This window comes from Deinococcus puniceus, from assembly GCF_001644565.1.
Lineage (GTDB): Bacteria > Deinococcota > Deinococci > Deinococcales > Deinococcaceae > Deinococcus > Deinococcus puniceus.
In genome coordinates this window covers 604,907-626,556 of sequence record NZ_CP011387.1, presented here as the reverse complement: position 1 = coordinate 626,556, position 21,650 = coordinate 604,907, and the positions used below count along the sequence as shown (strand labels likewise).

Genomic DNA, 21,650 nt, shown 5'->3' with positions numbered 1-21,650 from the left:
AGCCTGTTTATCTGAGACTGTTTAGTTGAGTCTGTGCCGCTCTAGGCGGTGTCCGGGCGTGCGGTAAGCGCGAATGAGGGCGCGGGTGGGCAACACCACACGCGGCGTCATCCACGACTGCGAGGGCTTATGGAGCGCCCAATCACCGCCTAACGTGACGGCGGCGTGTTCCACTTGCCCGCCTGCACCCCGCCAGACCAACAGCGTACCGGGTCGGTCATCCTTGCCGCCAGACCGCGTGCGGGCCGCCAAGAACGCCTCGAATGGATCGCGCTGCATCCATTCTAGTTCCGCACCTGCAATGCCTGCGGCGGCCATGACCGTGCCAAAGCAGTTGGGGCCACTGCCCCCGGCAAAGGTTCCCGCCAGAGCGCGGGCACGCGGCAGCAAAGCTTCGGCAGCTTGCCACACGGCATCCGGCACCTGTTCGCGCTGGCAGGCCAACGATTCGGCAGACACGGCACGGGCCACGATTTCGGGCGTCAGCATGGACGACCACCACACGAAGCGCCCCCGCTGAGGCTCTGGCAACAGGTCGGCAAAGGCTTTGGCACGGGGCAGATTGCCACGCCCATACGCGATTTGCAGACGTAGCAGTTGGCGGCGCACAGAGAGGCTCAAGCCGTTCCAGTCGGCTTCGGAGAGGAGTGACACCCGGTGTGCAGCGGCAGACAGACCCCACAGGGCAAACGTGTCGCGCAGTTCGGGAGACGGGTTCCACTCGGCGTAGACAAGGGTGGGCAGGTCAAACGCAGTTGCCTCTGCCTCACTGAGAAAGAAGGGCTGCATCGGCGGGGCCAGCCATTCCGCCCAGCGTGCCAACACGTCCGGCGAAACTGGAATATTCAGCACGTGCATATCGGCCACCCTACCCCCGCTTGGTGGGCACGCGCCACACGATGTACACCACGCCCAGCACGCCAAGCATCATCCACGCCACTTGCCCCACCAGCACCGGAATACGCCCCAGACTCAGGCCCACCGCCAGCACGATGCACACGCAAGCAAACCATTTGGCCCGCAGCGGCATTCCGCGCCCAGAGCGGTAGTCGTCGACCAGTTGCCCCACCACCGGACGCGACAGCAGCCACGCTTCCCAGCGCGGATCGCCCCGCGCAAAGGCGGCGGCGGCCAGCACGAACCAGACGGTGCCCGGAAACCCCGGCAGAATCAGGCCCACGAAGCCCAGCCCACTCAGCACAAATCCCACAATGACCCACAGCGGGCGAATGGGGCGGGGCGGAATGGACACACGGGCAGCCTAGCGCACGGCTGTTCTGTTAGAAGAATGCCGCAGTGTTGGCCGCCCGCCTACCCTCTCTTCCGCTGCTGTCAGCCTCGCCCGGGCAGCACCAGAATCCCGTCCTGATCGGCGTAAATCTGATCGCCGGGGTCAATGGTCACGCCCGCAAACGTCACAGCCACGCCCACTTCACCCCCGGCCACCTTGCCGCTGCGCCGGGGGTAGGCCGCCAACGCCCGAATGCCGATGGGCAGCGCCCGGAGTTCGGCGGTGTCGCGCACGCAGCCGTGAATGATAATGCCCGCCCAGCCATTCTGCACGCCGAATTGCCCCAGCATTCCGCCCAGCAGCGCACAGTTCAGGCTGCCGCCGCCGTCGACGACCAGCACGCGCCCCAGCCCCGGCGTTTCTAGCCTAGAGCGCACCAACGGGTTGTTCTCGAACACCTGCAGGGTGAAGGCAGGCCCACTGAAACACGGTTGGCCGCCGTAGTCTCGGAAAATGGGAGCCAGAATCTGCGCCTCCGGGTGCGCGTCGCTGAGATCGGTGGTGGCAAAGACGGCGGACGTGTCGGTCATGGCTGATCCTACCGGGAAGGAGGCCCACTCCAAGGGTACTGATGTGGGAACGGAACGCGGGCGGTCAGCCTCTCCCCTCCCGTGCGGCACACTGTATAGACACCTGAATTTGCCCACAGCAAGACCTCTCAACAATCCCCCAACACAGAAAAGAGTGAGCTTTTCGACGTTGCTATAAGTTCCTACCGCGTCACCGGAAAAATGTCTTGAACGATTCAGTGTTCAGGCTTCAAAAAGTCGTGAATGGCTGAACCGAGTCAATAGCCGGAGCGGGGGCTTGACAGGTGAAAAATTAAGCGCACAATGGTCTTGTAACCGATTACAAAAACTTGGCGTGACCATCTGGGGTCACATCGGGCCGTTCTGTGGATGCTCCGCTGCATCACGTTCTTTTCTTCTGCTGGCTGTGTAACCGGTTACGTGTTCTCAAGGAGAGCTAAAACATTCGTATGTCTGACGCCCTGATCCGCCCCACCATCGACGATATTGCCCGCGCTTCCGGCGTGAGCAAAGGAACCGTGAGCCGCGTGATCAATGGGCATTCCACTGTGGCCGAGCGCACCCGCGCCCGCGTGCAGGAAGTCATTGCGCGGCTGGACTACACGCCTGACCCCGCTGCCCGCAACCTGAGTTGGCGCACCGGGCAAACGCTGGGGCTGTCGCTTGACCGCGACGATCCTATGCTCAGCCCCTATCAGGTGTTGTTCCGGCGGGCGCTGGAGGCCCACACCGCGCCGCTGGGCGTGCAACTGCTGGATTTGCGGGCCGATCTGACCCGCATGGCCCGGCTGCCCAGTGCCGTACTGGTGATGCACGCGGTAGAAGGCGACCCCCGCTTGTCGTTCTTGCAGCAAGTGGGCGTGCCAGCCGTCCTGATCGGGCATCATCCGGCGTCATTTTGGGTGGCTCCGGACGATGAAGGCGGGGCGCACCTAGCGACCACGCAACTGCTGGAAGCCGGACACCGCCACTTGGCGTACTTGGGCGCTGGCCCCAGTCAGGTGGCGCAAGACCGCCAGCGCGGATTCGAGCGGGCGGCCCGCACGGTGGGAGCCAACACGCAACTTCTGGCCGCCGATTTTACGGTGCTGGGCGGCTACCGGGCGGTGCGGCGGGCGTGGGAATCGGGGCTGCGCTTTACTGGCCTGTTTGCCCAAAGCGACGAGAGTGCCATTGGCGCAGTCGCCGCTCTGGAAGACTTGGGCATCAACATTCCGGGGGACGTATCGGTGGTCGGTTTTGACGGCCTCCCCGAACTGCCCTTGCCCTACTCGCTCACCACCGTTTCTCAAGATATTCCCCGCATTGCCAGCACCGCGCTCACCCTCGTTCAAGAGGCCATTTCGGGGCAGAGTCCCCGTGGCGAATTCATCCCTGTTCAGCTTATTTCCGGCGCAACCGTTGCGCCTGCCCCCGGAGGGTCACCATGAAGATTCAGAACGCACTCCTGCTCAGCCTCGCCGTCCTCGCCTCCAGCGCCGCCGCCCAGACCACCATCAAGATCAACGGCTACGGCGGCACCGACCCCGCAGTGGTGGGCGACCTGATCAACAAGTTCGTGAAGCCCGCGCTGGCCAAAGACAAGATCACGGTGGTCTACGAGCCGCTGCAAGGCGACTACAACAAGTCGCTGACCACCCTCTTGGCTGCCGGAAACGCGGGCGACGTGTTCTATCTGCCCGCCGAAACCCTCAGCGGCTTCGTGGCCACCGGCAAAGTGCTGCCCCTGAACGGCGTCGTGAACACCAGCCCCTACATCAAGAGCCTGAACACGGCCTTTACGCAAAATGGCCGCGTGTACGGCATCGCCAAGGATTTCAACACCCTGACGCTGGTCTACAACAAAGACCTCTTCGACGAAGCCAAAGTCGCCTACCCCGACAACAACGATACTTGGACAGACCTGCAGACCAAGCTGACCACCCTCAAGAAGAACCTCGGCAACGAGTACTACGGCATCTGCCTTCAGCCCAACTTTGACCGGTTCGGCGCGTTCGCTTACGCCACCGGCTGGAACCAGTTCGATTCCAAGGGCAAGACCAACCTCGCCGATCCCCGCTTTGCCGAAGCCTTCAACTTCTACACGGGCCTCGCCAAGAACAAAGTCGGCATCACGCCCAGCGAAGTCTCCGAAGGCTGGACGGGCGGCTGCCTGAAGACCGGTAAGGTCGCTGTGGCCATCGAGGGCGGCTGGGTCGTGAACTTCCTGCGCGACAACGCGCCCAACCTGAAGTTCGGCACCGCGCTGATGCCCAAGAACAACAAGACCGCCAAGCGTGGCAACTTCCTGTACACCGTGGGCTGGGCCATCAACTCCGGCACCAAGAACAAGTCCGCCGCCACCAAGGTGCTGAACATCCTCACCAGCCCCGCCGTGCAGCAGTACGTGCTGGAGCAGGGCCTCGCCATTCCTAGCCGCATCGCCCTCGGCGAAAACGCCTACTTCAAGAAGACCGACGCGGGCGCAGTGAACAGCCGCCTCGTCTTCCAAGGTGCGTCCGACGGCAACGTCAAGGCCTTCAACTTCGGCCCTCAAGGCCCCGATTGGAGCAAGCCCATCAACGACGCCCTCGCCGCCGTTCTCAGCGGCCAAAAGAGCAGCGCCGACGCCCTGAAAAAAGCCCAGCAGGACATGAACACCTTCCAGAACCGCTGATCTTTCTTTAACGGGAACAGGTCTGTTCAGAGGGTCGGGAGGCGAGCGTTGCCTGCCCCCGGCCCTCTGTCATTGTTTTTACGAATGCCGCATCAAGTCGTTTCTGCTGGGTTTCACCGCTGGAGGGTGTATGACCGTTACCAATCCCACTGCCAAAAGACCCAAGGCCGCCCGCTCCAAACAGAGCCAGACCACCACGACGGCCATGCTGTTCTTGGCCCCCTTTCTGATCACCACACTGATCTTCTTTTTCTATGCGTTTGGCCGCGCCATCTATTATTCGTTTACCGATTTCAACCTGTTCAATACGCCCAAACTGATCGGCATCGAGCCTTACCGCGACGTGCTGGCCGATCCGTCGTTTCGGCGGGCACTCGCCAACAGCCTGATTTTTGCCATCGTGACGACTACGCTGCAAACGATTTTTTCGTTGCTGATGGCTGTGGCGCTCAATAACAAGATTCGCGGGATAGCCTTCTTCCGCTCGGCGTGGTACATGCCTTCCATCACGTCCAGCGTGGTCATTACCCTGATTTTCCTGTGGCTGTTTCAGCGGCGCGGCATTGCCAACTACCTGATTACGCAGTGGCAGGCCTACCAACCCATCGTTCTGACGCTCCTTGGCGTGCTGATCGTGGTGCAGATCGCGCAGGTGCTGTGGGAAAGGTCTCGCAAGTTGCCCGCAGGCTGGCTCGATCCGGCATTGGCCGCCGTGAGTGCGCTGATTGCCATCATCGTGGTGCTGATTCTGAACACCACCGGGCTGGTCAGTGTGCGCGAAGTGGCCCCCTACGACTACCAATACTTTGCCGACAAGTGGATCAGTATCGGCGGCGTGCGGGTGCTGAGTATTCCGCTGCTGGTCATCATTATTCAGAACACCTTTACCACCGTGCCCACGCTGATGCTCTTTTTCCTTGCCGGATTGCAGAGCATTCCCGGCTCGCTGTACGAGGCCGCCGACATTGACGGCGCGACGCCCTTCCAGAAACTGATGAACGTGACGGTTCCCATGCTGCGCCCCGTGACCTTTTACGTGGTGACGGTGGGCCTGATCGGCACCATGCAGATGTTTGACCAAGTGGCCGTGATCGGTTCGGCGGCCCCGCAGGACACGCTGATTACGCTGGCCTTCTACGTGTACACCAACACCTTCAAAAACGGCGCGGCCCCGGTGAATATGGCGTCGGCGGCGGCCATCGTGCTGGCCCTGATCATCCTGAGCATGGTATTCGTGCAGCGCAAATTCTTCGTGGCACCCGAGGCCAACTAGGATGACCCGTATCAGCTTCTTATCTCTATACGGATTCCGTCCGATTCCCGTACAGTCGGAACCACACCGCCTGTCCGTCCATCTCCCAGAATCCGTACCTTTCCCACTCGCTCCGCTCGGATTGAATCCCAGAACGGACGGGATTCAATCGGAATCAACTCATCAGGAGGCGGCAGCATGACGGCAATTCAGACAGAACGTAGGGCGGCGGCCTCTAACCACGACGCATGGCTCACGCGGCGGCGTTGGGCGCGGGCAGGCTGGCTGTACGTGTTCATGCTGGTCATGAGCTTTTTCTTCCTCGGCCCGTTCCTGATGGGTCTGCTGAGCAGCATGAAAGACAACCCCAACGAGTACCCGCCCAAAGTGATCATTCCGCAGCTGACGGCGCAGTACGTGAGCCGCGCCTACAACCTTGGCATTCAGGGCGGCAACAGCGGCTGGAACGGTGGCCTGACTCCGGGCCGAGAAGTGAACTTTGACGTGTCGGTGCGCTCTCCGGCAGACGCCCCCAAAGACGCGCCTGTGGTCAGCCTGTTTCCGTACCAGCCCGTGAGCTTGGTGGCTATTGCCCGTCAGGCGCAGGCCAAAGATTACGCCCAACTGAAGACGGTGCAAGTGTCTCAGACGGGAGATACGCGGGTATACCGCACCACCGTGACCTACCCCTCGCTGACGGCGCAAACGGGCGAAGTGATCCGGGCCAAGCTCGCCACCCCCGACGCCGACGTGCGGGCCACCCTGCCCAGCGGCGAAACCGTGAAAGTAACGCTGGACACCCCCGCAGCACAGGCCAAGCAGTACGAACTGAGCGAGTCGCAGCGCGTGGAACTGGTCAAGGCAGGCGAGAACTACTACTTGCGCGGGCCACTGTTCGAGCGCACGCCCATGCAGGTGGATGTGCAGCGCGGGCAGAGCATCGTGAACAGCACCCTGCCGCCCAGCGACAAGCAGAATTTTGACCGCTCGTTCGCCTTCCGCAACATCACGCCCGGCATTCTGGGTTACACCTTCAACAACTACCGCCGCGCCTTCAACGAAACGATGGATCCCAAGTCGGGCCGCAGCCTGTTCTTTTCTTGGGTGCTGAACTCGTTCCTGTACGCCTTCCTGCGCGTGGCCGCCGCCGTGATCTTCTGCTCGCTGGCCGGATACGCGCTGGCCCGCTTCGACTTTCCCGGCAAAAACCTGATCTTCTTGGGCGCGGTGTTGTTCGTGCAGATGGTGCCCAGTCAGGTGAACTTGGTCAGTAACTACGTGCTGCTGAAGGATTTAGGGCTACTGAATATTTGGGGCCTGTGGTTCAACGGCCTCGTGGCGGCAGGCGGCGTATTCCTCATGAAGCAGTTCTTCGAGGGCATGCCCAAAGAGCTGGAAGAATCGGCCTCGATTGACGGCGCTGGCCCCTTCACCACCTTCTGGAAAGTGATGTTGCCGCAAGCTGGCCCCGCGCTGATTGCTCTGGCCATCACACAGTTTCAGGGCGCATGGAACGACTTCTTCTGGCCCTTGGTGCTGCTGCGCCAAAACACCGACTTTACCCTCACGGTGGGTCTGTCCAGCTTCTCGCAGTTGTACGGCGGGCAGGGCGACTATGGCCTGATTCTGGCAGGCGCGATCCTATCGGCCATTCCCGTGATCATCATCTTCATCATCTTCCAGCGGTACTTTGTCGATACCGGCTCGGACAGCGCCGTAAAAGGCTAGTCGGGCGAAAGTGAGGCGGGCGGCGTTGGGGCTTTCTCCTTGGAGGCTGCCTGACCCTGCCCGCCCGTTTTCCTTCTCAAACCCCCCGGTATCTGACAGACTGTTCGGGATCTTCGCCCCGCTGCCCGCACACGGCGCACCCCGCCCGCTGTAACCGCTTACAATCTGAGCGTCCGCGCCTGATCTGCCTCCTGATTCTCCGCCCTCACCCCCCGCCACACGCCGCCCCCAAGGAGCGTCCATGCTCAATACCCGCACTGTTCTCAAAGAAAATGACCTCTATCTGGTGGGCAACCGCCACTACAAAATTGCCGAGGGCGAAAGCGGGCTGTACCGCCGCGACACCCGCTTCCTCAGCCACTACGAATGGCGGCTGGACGGCGAGCGCCCGCAACACCTGCTCCAGCACGAGCGCTACCCCTTTTGGCTGCACGAGCATAGCGCCAACGCCAACGTGGGCTACACCATGAAAGTGGGCATTTCCCGCGACCTGACCGTGACGGGCCATGAGGTGCGCGACACCCTGACCGTGACCCGCTACCTCGGAGAAGGGCCGCAAGTCGTGACGCTGGCCTTGGCCGCCGATTTCGTGGATATGTTCGAGGTACGTGGTTGGCCCGGCGGCCTCGGAGAGCGCACCGTGAGGACGCAGGAAGTTCCCGGCGGCGTGGAATTCAGCTACACCGCTGGCGACGGTCTGCACAGCCGCGCACTCGTACAGGTGTCGCCCGCTGCCGCGTGGGACGGCGAGAAGCTGACTTGGACTCTGACCGAAACAGAGGCCCAGATTCAGGTGAGCGTGTTCCCATTGCAGGGGGACGAGCAGCCCACGCCCGGCGACCCCGCTGCGTTGGCCGCCGAATACGACGCGCTGCACGGGGCGCTGAACCTGCGCCTCTCCGATCCGCTCGACCAACAAGTGCTGGATCAGAGCATCGAAGACTTGCGGAGCCTGTCGTTTCAGACCGAACAGGGACGCTTTCCGGCGGCGGGCCTGCCTTGGTTCGTGGCTCCCTTTGGCCGCGACAGCCTGATCATTGCCATGATGGTGAAAGACCACATGCCCGAAATGGCCCTCACGGTGGCGCGGTATCTGGCCGCACGGCAGGGCAGCAAATACGACAAGGCTACGCTGGAAGAACCCGGCAAGATTTTGCATGAGGAGCGGATTGGCGAACTGACCCGCATGGGCCGCACGCCGCACCGCCCCTACTACGCCACCGCCGACGCCACGCCGCTGTTCGTGTGGCTGGTGGGCGAACTGAGCGCCGCGCACCCCGACATTGCCCGCGAACTGCGCCCGCAATGGGAGGCGGCCCTGAACTGGTGCCTGACTGACGGTGACCCTGACGGCGACGGTTTCATCGAGTACACGCCCGACGAGAGCGGCATCACCAACGCGGTCTGGAAGGACAGCGGCGACTCCACGTTTACGGCTGAGGGTGTGGACATCAGTGGGCATGTGGCGGTGGTGGAAGTACAGGGCTACGCTTACGCCGCGTACTTGGCCGCCGCCCGGATGTACCGCCTGCTGAACGATGAAGGGCAAGCGGTGGAGTGGGAGACCCGCGCCGCCAGCCTGCGCGAACGCTTTCATGCAGCCTTCTGGTGGCCCGAGCGCGGCTACTACGTGCATGGGCTGAACGGCGACAAGAAGCCCCTGAACGTGCTGGTCAGCAACCCGGCCCACACGCTCTGGACGGGCATTATTCCGCCCGAATTCGCGCCCCAAGTGGCCGCTACCGCCTTGGGCAGCCAACTCTGGAGCGGCTGGGGCATTCGCACGCTGGGCGAGGGCGAAATTCGCTACAACCCGGTGTCTTACCATAACGGCAGCGTGTGGCCGCACGACACTGCCGCCGCCGCGCTGGGCATGCACCGTTACGGCCTGAACGCCGAGGCCGCGCAAGTGGCCCGCGCCCTGTTCGACGTGGCCCGCGCCGCCGATGACCGCCGCCTCAGCGAATTGCTGGCCGGATTCCGGCGCGAGTCCCACACGCCGCCTGTGCCCTACCCCGCCGCCTGCCATCCGCAGGGCTGGGACGCGGCTATTCCGCTGGCGCTGGCGCATTTGCTGAGGCACGGGCAGGAGCAACAAGCGAGGAAGTTGGAAAACGAACTGGCCTAGGCCGCTCGCCCCTGCCCCCTGCTTCTTCATCCCGCCTGCTCACCGTGCTTTCTCTAAACCGCCCCTCACCCATTGCCGGGTGCGGGGCGGCAAACTTGGCGCATGCTGGATAACATTCTGAACAGTGTGCGCCGGGGAGCCGAACGCGTGCAGCGCCGGGGCGAAGAAGTCGCTCAGGTGACCAAACTCCGTGTCGAAGTGTTTCAACTGACACGGGAGCAAGATGGCCTATTTGCCCGTCTGGGCCGCTCCTATCATGCTGGGGCCGATACAAGCGTGCTGCAAACTGTGCAGGAAGACATCCGGCGCATAGACGAAGAAATCAGCGCCCGCGAACGCCTGATTCAGGAACTGAACACGGCGGCGGCGGAACCTGTGGACAGCGGCGCTGTAGACAGAGGCGCAGTGGTGCAGCAGGAAGGCAAGATTCAACCTATGTCCCCGCAGAGTGGCATGACGGAACCTACCGTGCCAGACGCCATGCCGCGCCCCAGCCAGAGCGTGCAGAGCAACGCGGTGCAGTCCAACTCCATGCAGTCCAACCCCGTGCAAATCAGCAAGGAGGCCCACCCCATGACGCAGAATGACGACAAGCCCACCTCTACATCCAACCCCACCGTGCAGCACAGCGACGAAAAACTGCCCGTGACCGACGCCGCTGTAGGCGTAGGCGACGAGGCAGGCCGCGACAAACTCTACCGCCGCCCGAATCATTTGGAAGAGGCCGAGAACGCCAGCAAGCACCCCGACCCACTGGATATGTAAGCGCCTTGGCCGTCTGGAGGGGTGTCTAAGACTCTAAGAAGGGAAGAAAGATAAAACAGGGCGGGGGCGAAAGGCTGTTGCACACAGCATCGCCCCCGCCCAATCGCCTACAAATCCTTGCGGCTGAAGCGCCACATGGCCGCCAGTACCGCCAGCACCGCCAACGCCGAGGCCCACAGCACCAGCCCAGTGGCAATAGGGGCATTGCCGAAAATGGGGTTGGCCCCGCGTGCCATTTCTCCAAGTTGCAGCACCGATTCGTTTTGCAGGTGGTAGCTGGCCCCCAGCCACAGCGCGTTGGTGGGCATCACGTAGTTGGCGACCCGGCCCAGCGTGACCAGCGTCGGGCTATCGGCAAACGAACCGATGGTGCTGAGAATGCCGCCCGCGAAGCCCACGCCGTATAACACGAACACGCCGATACCGTTGGCGAGTGTGCTGAACAGGGTGCTTCCCAGAACGGTCAGGCCCGTGATGACTACGATAGCGAGCAGGATCAGGCCCACAGCGGGCAGCGGCGCGGGCGGCAGGAACCCGGTGATCAGGTAAATGCCGGTCAGCAGGGCCGTGCTAATCAGCGCGATATACGACACGTTGACGATGGTGAAGCCCAGCCAGCGCCCCAGCACCAGCGCGGCCCGTGTGATCGGGCGGGCAATGACGCTTTGCATCACGCCGTTTTCTACGTCGCCACTGACCGCGCCCACCGTGGACAGCACGGCCATGAGCGAGCCGAGGAAGAAGACCAGATACATGCCGAACGCCGAGGCATACACGATGGGCGCGTTGGCCAAGCCGCTGATGCTGCGGCCCTCCAGCCCCGCGTCTATGGCGCGTTGATCCAGCGTGCCTTCCAGCCGGAAGATGCCGTAGAGATAAAAGCCCACGAACGCCCCGGTGAGAACCAGCAGCACGATAACCAACCGCTTGCGGACGGCTTCGCGCAGAGAAAGTTCAGCGATGAGCAGGGTGTTGCGCCAAAACGACGGCGTGTGGGGTGCAGATAGAGTTGTCTCGGAGCGAGTGGCTTCAGACATGGGCGGCCTCCTTACGCGGCGCAACAGTTTCGGGCGTGCCTTCCATCAGTTCTAAGAACATGGTTTCCAAATCGGGCTGGCGGGGCGTCAGAGCGTACAGCCTCGCGCCCTGTGCATGAACGGCGTCGGCCAGCGCGGGCACGTCTTCGCGGCGCTGCACCCACAGTTCTATGTCGGTGTGTTCGGGATTCTGGGTGTCGGTGTGGCGCACCTCGCCTATGCGGGCCAACGCCTCCAGCAGCGGCGGCGTCAAGCGGTCTACGCGCACGCCTACGGGCAGCACGTCGCCCATCAGCTCGCGCATACTGCCCTGCCGCAGCACCCGCCCCGCCTTCACGAAGGCCACCCGGTCACACACCTGCTCCACTTCCGACAGCAAATGGGAATTGAGAAACACAGCCACGCCCTGCGCCCGCAGCCCCTCGATGATTTCGCGCACTTCCACGCGCCCAATCGGGTCAAGGGCGCTGGTGGGTTCATCAAGGAACACCAGTTGAGGCCGCGCCAAGATTGCTCCGGCCAGCCCCGCCCGCTGCAACATGCCTTTGGAATAGCCGCCCAGCGACTCGGTGCCGCGCCCGCCGAGACCCACCGTTTCCAGCACCTGCGGAATGCGGACGCGGAGTTCATCGGCCCGCAGACCTGCCAGCCGTCCGTGAAAGCGCAGGAATTCTTCGGCGGTCATCCACGTCTGAAAGCGGAACTGTTCGGGCAGAAAGCCGAGGCGAGAGCGCACGCCAGGGTCAGAAGGATGGCCGCCCAGCACGCGCACTTCTCCGCCGCTGGGATGAACTAGGCCCAGCAACATTTTGACGGTGGTGCTTTTGCCCGCGCCGTTGGGGCCGAGGAATCCGAACACCTCGCCGGGTTGCACCGTCAGGGTGAGGCCGTCCACGACTGCCCGCCCCCGGTACACTTTCTGAAGTTCCCGCGTTTCTATGGCCGCTGTTGAGGAGGTGGCCCGCTGCTGCGTCATCCGGTCAGCATAGGGCGTGGGGCGGCGCAAGGAGAGCGGCTAAAGTTGCAGATTGGCAGAAGAGCCAACAGATCAGCACTTAACTCCTACTCTTGAGAAACTGATCTGGATACGCCGCTGAAGCTATTTGCAATGGAGAGAGATCGACAGCGAAGTCGGTGTCATCGTCTTCAGCATCCTGACGCTTCTTCCAAGCCACGACTATCTGAGCATGGCAGACTTCGCCACGCCTCAAAGCTGGATATTTGATGGCTATTCCGGTTGAATCAGCCCGAACCGATATCAATTCCGCGGCACCAAACCAACGCTTCGGCAAAGTAAAGAATGGGCTATCGGCATAGGCAGCCAAGCCCTCATCGGCGCTGAGTGTGCCCACATTGACCTGAATCAATCCGCGTGACCAAGAATGACCCTCTACAGTTTGCCCGGAGTGCCTGCCATGTTCCGTCCAGCAGGAGTCATTGCCCCAACAACAAGCCAACCCCAGATGACAAGTTTCGGGCCAGTCATCCAACGCTTCCACTTGCCAACGCACGCCGTAGCACGCCTTTACGCTCTGCTGTGGCAGAAGGTGAGGATCGACAGGGCCAAGCAGGACATTCCCACGTGCTTGTGGAATAGCAAAAGCCCGTGCCGAGAAGTGAGAATCAGCAATGGATTCTGGTTGTCCAAGATCAACACGCGCAGGGCCGAGAGCCGTCCGAAAGTGCAATGACCCCAACGGCGTAGAGATCTGCATAATTGACACCCAAGATAACCAAGAGACTGGCACAAATTGAACCCCGACTTCCCAACAGAGGAAAGTCGGGGACTTGTTCTATTGTCTCAGCGCCCCAATACCGCCTCGATCTTGCCACTCACGTCTTCGCTGAGGCGGACTCCAGCGGCCTTCACGGTGTCCTCGATCTGGCTGACTTTGGTGGCCCCGGTAATCACGCTGCTGACGCCCGGCTGGCGCAGAATCCAGGCCAGCGCCAATTGCGCCCGCGTAATTCCCAAATCGTCGGCAATGGGCTTCAGGTCACGCACCTTCTGAATGTTTTCGTCGGTCAGGAAGTTCTTGCCCCAGTTCTCGTTTTCGGTCAGGCGTGCGCCTTCGGGCTTGCCTTCGTCGTATTTGCCGGTCAGCAGGCCCATCGCCAGCGGACTCCAGACCACCAGGCCCACGCCCGCATCCTGGGTGTACGGCAAAATTTCTTTTTCCACGCGCTCGCGGCGCAGCATGGAGTATTCGGGCTGCTCGGTGACGGGGGCGTGCAGGCCGTGTGCGCGGGCAAATTCTACGGCCTGTGCAATGCGGGCGGCGGGCCACATGCTCGTTCCCCAGTACATGGCGCGGCCCGAACGCACGACTTGATCGAACGCCATCACAATTTCTTCCATCGGTACACTTTCGTCGTAGCGGTGGGCAAAATAGATGTCGAGGTAATCGGTGCCCAAGCGCTTCAGGCTCTTGTCGATGCTTTCCAGCACGTGCTTTCTGCTGAGGCCCCGGTCATTCACGTCGTCACTCATGGGCCAGAACACTTTGCTGGAAATGACCAGCGTGTGGCGGGGCAACTCGCGCAGCACCGCGCCCATCATCTCTTCGGACTTGCCGCGCGCGTACACATCGGCCTGATCGAAGAAATTCACGCCTTCCTCGTAGGCCTTCATCACGATATCGCGCACGAGTTGCTCTTCGTTCACGCTGCGGCCATACGTTTCCCAGCCGCCCAGCGCCACTTCACTGACTTTAAGACCACTCTTGCCCAAGTTCCGGTATTCCATGCGGGTACTTTACCGAATAAAGCAGGAGGCAGATTGGAAAGGCGAATTATGGAAAGGTTAACGCCCCGGCTTCCAAGAGTTGGCCCGGATGCCTTGCGCGGCCAATTCCGCCGTTTGGGCAATACGTTTCGCGCGAGTCGGCGCGGTTTTGGCCTGCACGATCCATTGCAAGATGCCCTTCTTGGCGCTGTCGGGGAAGCCGTTCCAGCCGTCCAGTGCGCCGGAAACCGTACTCAGAGCTTCAGCCAGATCGTCCGGCACCTGTAGGGCTTCCACGCTGTCCAGCAGCGCCCACGAGCCATCCGCTTTGGCGGCGTCTATGCGGGCCTGCCCTGCCGCCGTCATTTGGCCTGCCGCAACGAGCCGTTCTATATGGTTCTTATTGACCGCGCTCCAGCCACTCCCAGCCTTGCGCGGCGCGAAATACAGCGCCGAGCGCGTGTCGTCCATCTTGCGCGGCTTGCTGTCTATCCAGCCAAAGCACAGGGCTTCCTGCACGGCTTCGGCCCACGTCAGGTTGGGCACGGGCGCGGCCTTTTTGCGGAGTACCAGCCACACGCCCCGCGCCGAGGCATGATGCTGACTCAGCCATTCTCGCCACCCGGCGCGGTCTTCCGGTTCGAAGTCTGCGGGCGCGGGCAGGTCTGGGGACATGAACTCAGGATGACAGAGGGAACCACATCCCGCAAAGCTCAGAGCCTCGGCTTCACCTTCTCCCGGTACCAGTTGCCCCAGTGCGGTTTGCTGCCGTCCAGATCGCTGAAACCATATTCATCCATCAGTGTCCACGAGGCCAAAGCCCCAGCATTGAAGCGGTGCTTTTGGGGGTCAGCCGCCAATGCTGCTATTCCCCGGCCCACCAGATGCGGCGTTTCGGACTCGGCAAAGTCAGGTTCCTGCTTCACGGCGTCCCGCCAAGTCTCTGCGGTGACGCCGAAATGGGCCAGCATTTCCTCACTGCGCAGGAATCCGGGCGTGACGGAAACGCTGGTGATGGCGCGGGGATCGTCTTTCAGTTCGCTGGCCCAGTTCTGAGCAAGGCGCATCACGCCCGTTTTGGCGAGATCGTAGAAGAAACTGCCCCGGTAATACCAGCCGTCGCCATCGGTGATTTCGGCAATCAGGCCACCCGCCCGCATCAGTGGCAATCCCGCATGGCCCGTAATAACGTGCGTCCAGATGGCCCGCTCCAGCATCATTCGGCCCCTGTTCAGGTCGAGTTCCCAGACCTTTTTGCCCCATTCCATCAGCGATTCGCCGCCCCAAATATCGTTGATCAGGATGTCGAGGCCCCCGTATTTGGTTTGAAGATGGGCCATGAGTGCTGCCACCTGCGCCGCGTCGCTGTGATCGCAGCGCCACGCGACGCCCACGCCGCCCGCTGCCGTGACCAAGTCGGCGGTGTCTTCGATGGTTTCGGGGCGGCACAGATCGCTGGAGCTGGCGCGGGTGCTGCGGCCCGTGCAGATCACGGTGGCCCCCAGTGCGCCCAGTTCGGTGGCAATCCCGCGCCCCGCGCCGCGTGTGGCTCCGGCAACGAGGGCAACTTTTCCGGTCAGCGGCACGGGTGGGGTGGGCATGGAAAAAGAATGACAGATCAGATTTTACTGACCCATTTACCGGCCCCATTTATCTGCAAGTCTGAATATCGACGGTGGTACTCGCCTGCTGCACTACGGCGTTGTTGGCGTCCAACATCTCGTACTTTAGGGGCAACGTGTCGCCTTGAGGCAATTCCTCACAGGGGTTAGATGTGAACCAATAATAAGAATGTGGCTTGGTCAGATCGGGGGTTCGGTTGGCCGGGAACGTCTTGTCCCCCACGACAAATACAACGTGATCGACTTGACTGCGGATGGCCTCGGCAGCAGGTTCCGTCTCAAGAAAGATGGATGAATACGGCCCTACAAACGAGAATCCCTGAGCTGAGGGGAAACTGCTAATGGTGGCTCCTCCGGGCATCAATCGCGGACTATCGCAAGCAGCCAGAACAAGGGGAGCGAGCAGAAGCGGGAGAAGATTCAAACGCATAACAACCTCGTGGGTCAGCTTAACAGGGTCTGGCGTGTGTCGTTGCCGAATTCGTATGAATCTACCAGCGGCAAGGGTCAAACAAGCATGGAGGGAAGGGAATAGAGTCGAATCTTTACACCTCAAAAATAATCCCGCCCGCCGTGAGGCCCGCGCCTGTGCCCACCAGTAGCAGCGTGTCGCCCTCCCCCGCCCTCCCGCTGCTGAGCGCCCCATGCAGCGTGAGGGGCAAACTCGCGGCGATGACGTTGCCGAGCGTGGGCAGGGTCACTTCTACCCGGTCTGCGGGCCAGCCGTAGCGGCGCAGCAAGTCCAGCCCCACTTTGCTGGCCTGATGCGGAATGACGCGCGAAATGCCCACCAACCCGCTGCTGAGGCCGGGGCGCAGGCGTTCCAGAAAGGCGGGGACGACGCGGCTGGCGAGTTTCAACACGCCCAACCCCTGCATATCGAACAGGTATTCTGCGGGCTGCACGGCGGGATCGCGGGGATGGCGCAGGGTGCCGCCGCCCACGATGCGGGTGTGGTCTGCGCCTTCCGGGTAGGTCTCTATACGGGCCGCGTGCAGGCCCTGGCCGGGGCGCACCGCCTGCCCCAGCACCACCGCCGCCGCGCCGTCTCCGATCAGCAGGGCGCTTTCGGGTTGATTCATGTTCAGGCCCACGCTGCCGCCCTCTGTGCTGACGATCAGGACATGCCGCGCTTGGCCGGATGCGATGAGCAGTGAAGCGTGTTGCATGGCCAACAGAAAGCTGAGGCAAGTGCCGTGCAAGCTGTAGGCCGCCCGCCCGCTCAGCCCCAACTCGCGGGCCAACAGCGCTCCACCGTCGGGAATCGGCTGGGCCTGAGACCCGCTGGCATTCAGCAGCACGTCTATGTCTTCCAAATCCAGATTCGCCGCTGCCAGCGCGTTCCGGGCGGCCTCGGCTCCCAGCGTCAGCGCCGTCTCTGCCCCCGACAACCAGCGGCGTTCGCGCACCCCGGTTCGGGCTTCGGCGGCCTCGGCAGTCAGGCCGCCCGATGGGTCACACAGGGCGGCCACCTCGGCGGTGGAGACGACGCGGGTGGGCAAGGCTTGGCCGGTGCCCAAAATGCGGACGGGGAGAGCGGCGGGCGGGGAACTCATCATGAATTGACCTCTGGAGCGGATTCCGGTTGGCTCCCATCTGTTGTGGGAGTCAATCCGAGCGAAGCGAGTGGGAAGAAAGTGGGATTCCGTGAAGTGGACGCGCAGACAGTGAGGTTCTGGATGTGTGGGAACGGAGCGGAATCCTTACGAAACAGGAACACTGCGGCGCAGCACCCGGCGGCGTTTGGTTCCCGGTGGCGCGGGCAGCAGCGGGCCGAAGCACAGGCGAACGCTCTCAGCATCAGCTCCGGCGCGGGCCAACGCCGCCTTCACTTCGGCAGCGGCAGCAGTACGAATGGGGGGCAAGTCTGGATCGAGCAGCAGCCAGAGCGTATCCGGGGCGCTCTGTTCGGCGCGGTACTCCCTCAGCCCCGGCACGCGGTTCAGGGCCGCCCGGAGAAAGTCGGGCCACACGGTCACGGGCTGCCCCGAAGCATCGGCAAACACCAGCGCGTCGTCTTGCCGCCCCTCGATCCGCGCCAACCGCCGCGCCACGCTGCCACAGGCGCAGGGGGTATCGTCAAGCTGCAAAATGTCGTCTAGGCGGTGCCGGATCATAGGCTGCACGCGGCGGCGTAAATCGGTGATAATGGGCCGCCAACGCCCGTCGCCTAGCGGTTCAAGGTCAAAGTGGACGTGGGCTTCGTTCAGGTGCAACGTTCCGTATCGGCAGGGCAGGGCCAGCAGCCCCTCGGTGGCCTGATACACCCCCACCACCGGGCCAAATCCGGCTTCTAAGGCGGCGCGGTCTGCCTCTTCCAGCACCTCGGCCACACAGACCACGCGCTCTGGATTGGCCTGTGCCCCGGCCTCCAGCAGGGCACGTAGCACACTGGGCGGCCCCACCAATAGGGTTGGATCGGCAGCGGTGAGGGCGGCAGCCAAGTCGGGCACGGGGCGCAGCAAATCCAGAAACGTGAAGCGGATGCGGCGGCTCTGCACACTGCGGTAAAGCGCACCCTCGGCCCGCAGCAGGAAGGCCACCCGTTGAGAGCGCAGCAGACTGCGGGAAAAAGGCGGCGGAAGCAGATGCCGCAGCATCACGCCCGCCCAACGTTGCCGCTCCTGCACACCTACCAAAAACGCGCCCTGTGTGCCGCTGGTGCCGCTGGACAGTCCCACCGTCACGGCCTGCCCCGCGAAAGCCGACGCTGCCGCCCCACGCAACTGGCCGGAAAAATCGCGGTGATCTTCCGCAGCGCGAGCCAGTGCCAACACATCCGACAGGCGCAATCCGGCGGTGTTCAGGCGGTCAAAGTCGGCCATCATCTCGGCCTTTCCGGTGGGCGGCAACTCGCGCCACTGGCTGAGGCCGAGGCCTGCCTTCAAAAACCTCTGAGCGACGGCGGGGCTGTGGGCGGCCACCCAGCGCAGATGCCCCCGCGCCAGCCGTTCCTGATGTCGCTCCAACGCAACGCGGGTACGGAACTGCAGACGGCCTTCCGCGAGGGCGTACCAGACGGCGGCGAGGGCGTCGTTCATGCCCCAAGATTCCTTGCTTCCGGTACACGGTCTTCTGGAATATCGTGACTGACGATCACGCGGGCGCGGGGATGGCGGGCCAGCCAAGCTTGCAACTGCTGACGGCTGCGGCGCTCCTGCTGCACGTCAAAAAAGGCGTTCTGGGCCAGTGGATGAACCTCCCCACCTTCCCGCAAGGCCCGCACACTCCACGCCGCGTCGGTGGCGAGCAGTGTCCATTCCGAGCCGTCCTCGCCTGCCGCCGCCTCGCGCACCACTAGGGCGATCATGCCGGGGGCGTGACCAGGCACCCGCACCGCCCACACGCTGCCGTCTTCGAACACATCGGCGGCCTCGGCAAAGGGGGCCAGCCACGCGGGGGCCGGGGCAAAAGGCAGGGCGTCCGTGCGGGCCTCGAAATCGGGCGGCAACAGTTCGGGGAGGAAGGCCCGCCGCACCGCCCGGAGTCCACGCAGGCCGCGCAGGGGCGGATAGGCCGCGCCATCCAACAGGAATCGCGCCGCTGGAAACGCCCGCAAGTCGCCCACATGATCGGCGTGCAGGTGCGACACGATGACTGTTTTGACGCTCCGAATATCCAGCCGCAAGCGGGCCAGTTGCGCCGCCGCCGTGCCGCCTGCCGCCAAGCGAACGGGGGTAATCAGGCCGTAGAGGACGCCGGGCCAGCGCCGCATCAGCCGGGGCACCTGCGGGCCGTAACCCGTGTCCAGCAGCACCGGGCCAGACGGATGCAGCAGCAGCGCGAACCCCGCCGGATACGCCTGCACCCGCCACGCCGCGCCCCGCTGCGTCAGCGCCGCCAAGTTCAGGCACTCGCCCGCCGCGAGGGGAATGACACGCACAGTGACTGGCTCAGGCATGGGCTACCGCTCCTATCGCTTCCTCTAACCCCTGATCGGGATGCACCACAGGCACATACCCCAAGCGTTCACGGGCGCGGGTCAGGTCTAGGGTCATTCCCCGCGTCAGCAATCTCACGCCGCTGGCGGTCAGGGGCGGTTCGGGGCGGCGGGGATGCAGGGCATACACAGCTTCCAGCACGCGGGCCACCGCTTCCAGCGTGCGGGGGTTGGCCTGCCGGGTGGGGCGAGGCACATCTAGCGCATCGGCCAAGCGGTCTAGGGTGGCCCAAATGGGAATGGTGACGCCGTCGGTGATGTTGTAGAGGCCAGGGGCGGGCCGCGTGAGCGCCAGAGCGATAGCGTGCGACACGTTCCGCACGTGCGTCAGTTCGGTGTGAACCTCGCCCCCACCATGTAATTCAGGGTCGTCTAAGCGCGGCAACCGTCCAGCCCGCAACGCCCGCGCCAGCCGGGGCAAAATACTGGTATCGCCGGAGCCGTAAATGCCGCGTGGCCGTAACAAAGTCGCTTCTGGGTAAATAGCCTGCACTTCCAGTTCGGCCAAGTATTTGCTGCGGGCGTAGAGAGAGTCGAAGCGCGGGCCGACAGAAAGACTTTCTGGGATATTCCGGGTGTGCCCGGTGGCGTTGTACACGCTGGGTGTGCTGATGTGAACGAGGCGCACGCCCGCCCCGGCACAGGCCCGCGCTACTGCCGCGCTCACCTCGACATTGTCGGCGTAAAAGTCGGCCCAGCGGCCCCACAAGGTAGACCGCGCCGCCGAATGTACCACCGCATCGGCTTCAGCTATCAGCTGTGCTAGTCCTGTGCCCCCTCGCAACTCCAGCGGCACGAAGCGCACGCCGTCTCTTTCTAGCGCCTGCCCCCGCACGGCGTCGCGGCCCACGCCCCAGACCTCGTGGCCGGACGCCGCCAGTTGGCGGGCCACCACGCCCCCCAAAAAGCCCGTTGCCCCCGTGACCAGTACCCGCATAGGTGCAGGGTAGCCTACCGGGCGGAAAGCTCTACGGAATGGGGACGCAGACCAACGGTAACGTGCTGACGAGTCGGTTAAACTGGGCCATGACCCAGCCCCAGAGCGCCACCACCAGCGGCAAGGCTTACACCGCCCCCGGCATCACCGTGTATTACGACGCCGTGCGCTGCCGTCATGTGGCGGCCTGTGTGCGCGGGCTGCCGAATGTGTTTGACCCGCAGGCCCGCCCGTGGATTCAGCCCGCCAACGCGGAGGCGGGGGCGGTGGCCGCTGTGGTACGAACCTGCCCCACCGGGGCGCTGCATTACGTGCTGGAGGGTGGCCCCGCCGAAACACCCGACCCAGCCACCACCATCGCCCCGCTGCCCAACGGCCCCCTGATCGTGCGAGGCGACCTGACCCTGATGACTGCGGGCGGCCCCGTGCGGGAAGTCCGCGCCGCCCTGTGCCGCTGCGGAGCCAGCACACACAAGCCGTATTGCGACGGCACACACGACAAAATCGGCTGGCGCAGCGAACCGGAAGCCGAGGGCACAACAACCACATCAGCAGGCTGAACGACTGGAGCGGGCTGAATCTTGGCCTGCAACTGGTTTGAAACGACACCTGAAACGAACAGCGGGGCAATCGGGAGCAACAGTATCGGTTGCCCTCTTTGCTGCCCCTCTTTGCTGCCCCTCTTTGCTGCCCCGCTTAGCTGCAATCTCCTCACTCCAATGTTCTTTATCGCCCCCGAATACCATCGCGGGGCGTTCTCTTAAAACTCCAAGCAAATAAATCAGTGCGCGTGAGGATACATGAACTGACCAGAGCCTGACTTGTGGTCATCAACATGGCCCTGATCATCTCTTTGACTGCCGTTCGGCACAGGTGAACCGGTTTCATAAAGGGTTTGGGCGTCGGCCTTAAGAATTCGGGTGAGGGGGTGTAAATGTAGGTAAATCACCCGATTGGTGAGGCAGCTTCTCAATAAATTGTCATCTAGCTTTCATCTATTCCGTAGGCCATTCAACTGAACAACTGTAGCCCCCAATGG

General features: G+C 63.0%; 20 protein-coding genes. 7 read left to right on the top strand and 13 right to left on the bottom strand.

The features are described 5' to 3' along the window. Positions 1-21: 21 nt before the first annotated feature. From SU48_RS02865 to rraA, 3 genes are all read right to left on the bottom strand, one after another. A complete protein-coding gene (locus SU48_RS02865; RefSeq protein WP_064013939.1) occupies positions 22-858 on the bottom strand; it encodes a hypothetical protein in 837 nt (278 codons plus the stop codon). 10 nt (positions 859-868) lie between these two features. Then, positions 869-1,252 (bottom strand): YbaN family protein, encoded by a 384-nt coding sequence (locus SU48_RS02860; protein WP_064013938.1) that lies wholly within the window; start codon positions 1,250-1,252, stop codon positions 869-871. Between the two features lie 80 nt (positions 1,253-1,332). Further along, positions 1,333-1,821 carry a ribonuclease E activity regulator RraA gene (rraA, locus tag SU48_RS02855; protein ID WP_064013937.1) on the bottom strand — a complete coding sequence of 163 codons (489 nt, stop codon included), beginning with the start codon at positions 1,819-1,821 and terminating at the stop codon, positions 1,333-1,335. A 449-nt stretch (positions 1,822-2,270) separates the two neighbouring features. On the opposite strand from rraA, the gene SU48_RS02850 reads away from it, so the two are divergent. The 6 genes from SU48_RS02850 to SU48_RS02825 all read left to right on the top strand — a co-directional run bounded on the left by SU48_RS02850 (position 2,271) and on the right by SU48_RS02825 (position 10,350). Next, positions 2,271-3,251: a LacI family DNA-binding transcriptional regulator gene (locus SU48_RS02850; RefSeq protein ID WP_064013936.1), complete on the top strand. Its 981-nt coding sequence runs from the start codon at positions 2,271-2,273 to the stop codon at positions 3,249-3,251. Continuing rightward, complete coding sequence (locus SU48_RS02845; RefSeq protein WP_064013935.1) at positions 3,248-4,477, top strand: extracellular solute-binding protein; 1,230 nt, start codon at positions 3,248-3,250, stop codon at positions 4,475-4,477. The genes SU48_RS02850 and SU48_RS02845 overlap by 4 nt, the downstream gene beginning before the upstream one ends. A 130-nt stretch (positions 4,478-4,607) precedes the next feature. Further along, positions 4,608-5,750, top strand: coding sequence for a carbohydrate ABC transporter permease (locus SU48_RS02840; protein ID WP_082869635.1), 1,143 nt, complete (start codon positions 4,608-4,610; stop codon positions 5,748-5,750). Positions 5,751-5,927: 177 nt separating this feature from the next. Beyond that, on the top strand, positions 5,928-7,457 hold the full coding sequence (locus SU48_RS02835; protein WP_064013934.1) for a carbohydrate ABC transporter permease: 1,530 nt from the start codon (positions 5,928-5,930) through the stop codon (positions 7,455-7,457). A gap of 241 nt (positions 7,458-7,698) precedes the next feature. Further along, the gene (locus tag SU48_RS02830) at positions 7,699-9,585 is read left to right on the top strand and encodes an amylo-alpha-1,6-glucosidase (protein ID WP_064013933.1); all 1,887 of its coding nucleotides are present in this window, start codon (positions 7,699-7,701) and stop codon (positions 9,583-9,585) included. Between the two features lie 102 nt (positions 9,586-9,687). Beyond that, complete coding sequence (locus SU48_RS02825; RefSeq protein ID WP_064013932.1) at positions 9,688-10,350, top strand: hypothetical protein; 663 nt, start codon at positions 9,688-9,690, stop codon at positions 10,348-10,350. A 107-nt stretch (positions 10,351-10,457) separates the two neighbouring features. Here SU48_RS02825 and SU48_RS02820 read toward each other — a convergent pair whose 3' ends face one another. The 10 genes from SU48_RS02820 to SU48_RS02770 all read right to left on the bottom strand — a co-directional run bounded on the left by SU48_RS02820 (position 10,458) and on the right by SU48_RS02770 (position 20,611). Beyond that, a complete protein-coding gene (locus tag SU48_RS02820) occupies positions 10,458-11,387 on the bottom strand; it encodes an ABC transporter permease (RefSeq protein WP_064013931.1) in 930 nt (309 codons plus the stop codon). After that, on the bottom strand, positions 11,380-12,363 hold the full coding sequence (locus tag SU48_RS02815; protein WP_064013930.1) for an ABC transporter ATP-binding protein: 984 nt from the start codon (positions 12,361-12,363) through the stop codon (positions 11,380-11,382). Before SU48_RS02815 ends, SU48_RS02820 begins: the two co-directional genes overlap by 8 nt. 79 nt (positions 12,364-12,442) lie before the next feature. Next, entirely contained in the window at positions 12,443-13,102 is a 660-nt protein-coding gene (locus tag SU48_RS14065; RefSeq protein WP_157451058.1) for a hypothetical protein, read from the bottom strand. Between the two features lie 86 nt (positions 13,103-13,188). Further along, positions 13,189-14,133 carry an aldo/keto reductase family protein gene (locus SU48_RS02805; RefSeq protein WP_064013928.1) on the bottom strand — a complete coding sequence of 315 codons (945 nt, stop codon included), beginning with the start codon at positions 14,131-14,133 and terminating at the stop codon, positions 13,189-13,191. A 57-nt stretch (positions 14,134-14,190) separates the two neighbouring features. Beyond that, positions 14,191-14,787, bottom strand: a complete 597-nt coding sequence (locus tag SU48_RS02800) for a YdeI/OmpD-associated family protein (protein ID WP_064013927.1) — start codon at positions 14,785-14,787, stop codon at positions 14,191-14,193. Positions 14,788-14,825: 38 nt separating this feature from the next. After that, the gene (locus SU48_RS02795; protein WP_064013926.1) at positions 14,826-15,713 is read right to left on the bottom strand and encodes an SDR family oxidoreductase; all 888 of its coding nucleotides are present in this window, start codon (positions 15,711-15,713) and stop codon (positions 14,826-14,828) included. A gap of 566 nt (positions 15,714-16,279) precedes the next feature. Next, positions 16,280-17,293: a 3-oxoacyl-ACP synthase III family protein gene (locus tag SU48_RS02785; protein ID WP_231881660.1), complete on the bottom strand. Its 1,014-nt coding sequence runs from the start codon at positions 17,291-17,293 to the stop codon at positions 16,280-16,282. Positions 17,294-17,437: 144 nt separating this feature from the next. Next, positions 17,438-18,775, bottom strand: a complete 1,338-nt coding sequence (locus SU48_RS02780; protein ID WP_064013924.1) for a F390 synthetase-related protein — start codon at positions 18,773-18,775, stop codon at positions 17,438-17,440. Continuing rightward, entirely contained in the window at positions 18,772-19,635 is an 864-nt protein-coding gene (locus SU48_RS02775) for an MBL fold metallo-hydrolase (protein ID WP_064013923.1), read from the bottom strand. Before SU48_RS02775 ends, SU48_RS02780 begins: the two co-directional genes overlap by 4 nt. Continuing rightward, the gene (locus SU48_RS02770) at positions 19,628-20,611 is read right to left on the bottom strand and encodes an NAD-dependent epimerase/dehydratase family protein (protein WP_064013922.1); all 984 of its coding nucleotides are present in this window, start codon (positions 20,609-20,611) and stop codon (positions 19,628-19,630) included. Before SU48_RS02770 ends, SU48_RS02775 begins: the two co-directional genes overlap by 8 nt. 89 nt (positions 20,612-20,700) lie before the next feature. Between SU48_RS02770 and SU48_RS02765 the strand changes: the two genes are divergently transcribed. Beyond that, positions 20,701-21,171 carry a (4Fe-4S)-binding protein gene (locus SU48_RS02765; RefSeq protein WP_064013921.1) on the top strand — a complete coding sequence of 157 codons (471 nt, stop codon included), beginning with the start codon at positions 20,701-20,703 and terminating at the stop codon, positions 21,169-21,171. Positions 21,172-21,650: the final 479 nt, after the last annotated feature.

Excerpts from the sequence above, each read along its gene's own strand:
- SU48_RS02865 (WP_064013939.1), bottom strand. The coding sequence starts at position 858 with ATGCACGTGCTGAATATTCCAGTTTCGCCGGACGTGTTGGCACGCTGG.
- rraA (WP_064013937.1), bottom strand. The coding sequence starts at position 1,821 with ATGACCGACACGTCCGCCGTCTTTGCCACCACCGATCTCAGCGACGCG.
- SU48_RS02850 (WP_064013936.1), top strand. The coding sequence starts at position 2,271 with ATGTCTGACGCCCTGATCCGCCCCACCATCGACGATATTGCCCGCGCT.
- SU48_RS02845 (WP_064013935.1), top strand. The coding sequence starts at position 3,248 with ATGAAGATTCAGAACGCACTCCTGCTCAGCCTCGCCGTCCTCGCCTCC.
- SU48_RS02840 (WP_082869635.1), top strand. The coding sequence starts at position 4,608 with ATGACCGTTACCAATCCCACTGCCAAAAGACCCAAGGCCGCCCGCTCC.
- SU48_RS02835 (WP_064013934.1), top strand. The coding sequence starts at position 5,928 with ATGACGGCAATTCAGACAGAACGTAGGGCGGCGGCCTCTAACCACGAC.
- SU48_RS02830 (WP_064013933.1), top strand. The coding sequence starts at position 7,699 with ATGCTCAATACCCGCACTGTTCTCAAAGAAAATGACCTCTATCTGGTG.
- SU48_RS02825 (WP_064013932.1), top strand. The coding sequence starts at position 9,688 with ATGCTGGATAACATTCTGAACAGTGTGCGCCGGGGAGCCGAACGCGTG.
- SU48_RS02820 (WP_064013931.1), bottom strand. The coding sequence starts at position 11,387 with ATGTCTGAAGCCACTCGCTCCGAGACAACTCTATCTGCACCCCACACG.
- SU48_RS02815 (WP_064013930.1), bottom strand. The coding sequence starts at position 12,363 with ATGACGCAGCAGCGGGCCACCTCCTCAACAGCGGCCATAGAAACGCGG.
- SU48_RS14065 (WP_157451058.1), bottom strand. The coding sequence starts at position 13,102 with ATGCAGATCTCTACGCCGTTGGGGTCATTGCACTTTCGGACGGCTCTC.
- SU48_RS02805 (WP_064013928.1), bottom strand. The coding sequence starts at position 14,133 with ATGGAATACCGGAACTTGGGCAAGAGTGGTCTTAAAGTCAGTGAAGTG.
- SU48_RS02800 (WP_064013927.1), bottom strand. The coding sequence starts at position 14,787 with ATGTCCCCAGACCTGCCCGCGCCCGCAGACTTCGAACCGGAAGACCGC.
- SU48_RS02795 (WP_064013926.1), bottom strand. The coding sequence starts at position 15,713 with ATGCCCACCCCACCCGTGCCGCTGACCGGAAAAGTTGCCCTCGTTGCC.
- SU48_RS02785 (WP_231881660.1), bottom strand. The coding sequence starts at position 17,293 with ATGATGAGTTCCCCGCCCGCCGCTCTCCCCGTCCGCATTTTGGGCACC.
- SU48_RS02780 (WP_064013924.1), bottom strand. The coding sequence starts at position 18,775 with ATGAACGACGCCCTCGCCGCCGTCTGGTACGCCCTCGCGGAAGGCCGT.
- SU48_RS02775 (WP_064013923.1), bottom strand. The coding sequence starts at position 19,635 with ATGCCTGAGCCAGTCACTGTGCGTGTCATTCCCCTCGCGGCGGGCGAG.
- SU48_RS02770 (WP_064013922.1), bottom strand. The coding sequence starts at position 20,611 with ATGCGGGTACTGGTCACGGGGGCAACGGGCTTTTTGGGGGGCGTGGTG.
- SU48_RS02765 (WP_064013921.1), top strand. The coding sequence starts at position 20,701 with ATGACCCAGCCCCAGAGCGCCACCACCAGCGGCAAGGCTTACACCGCC.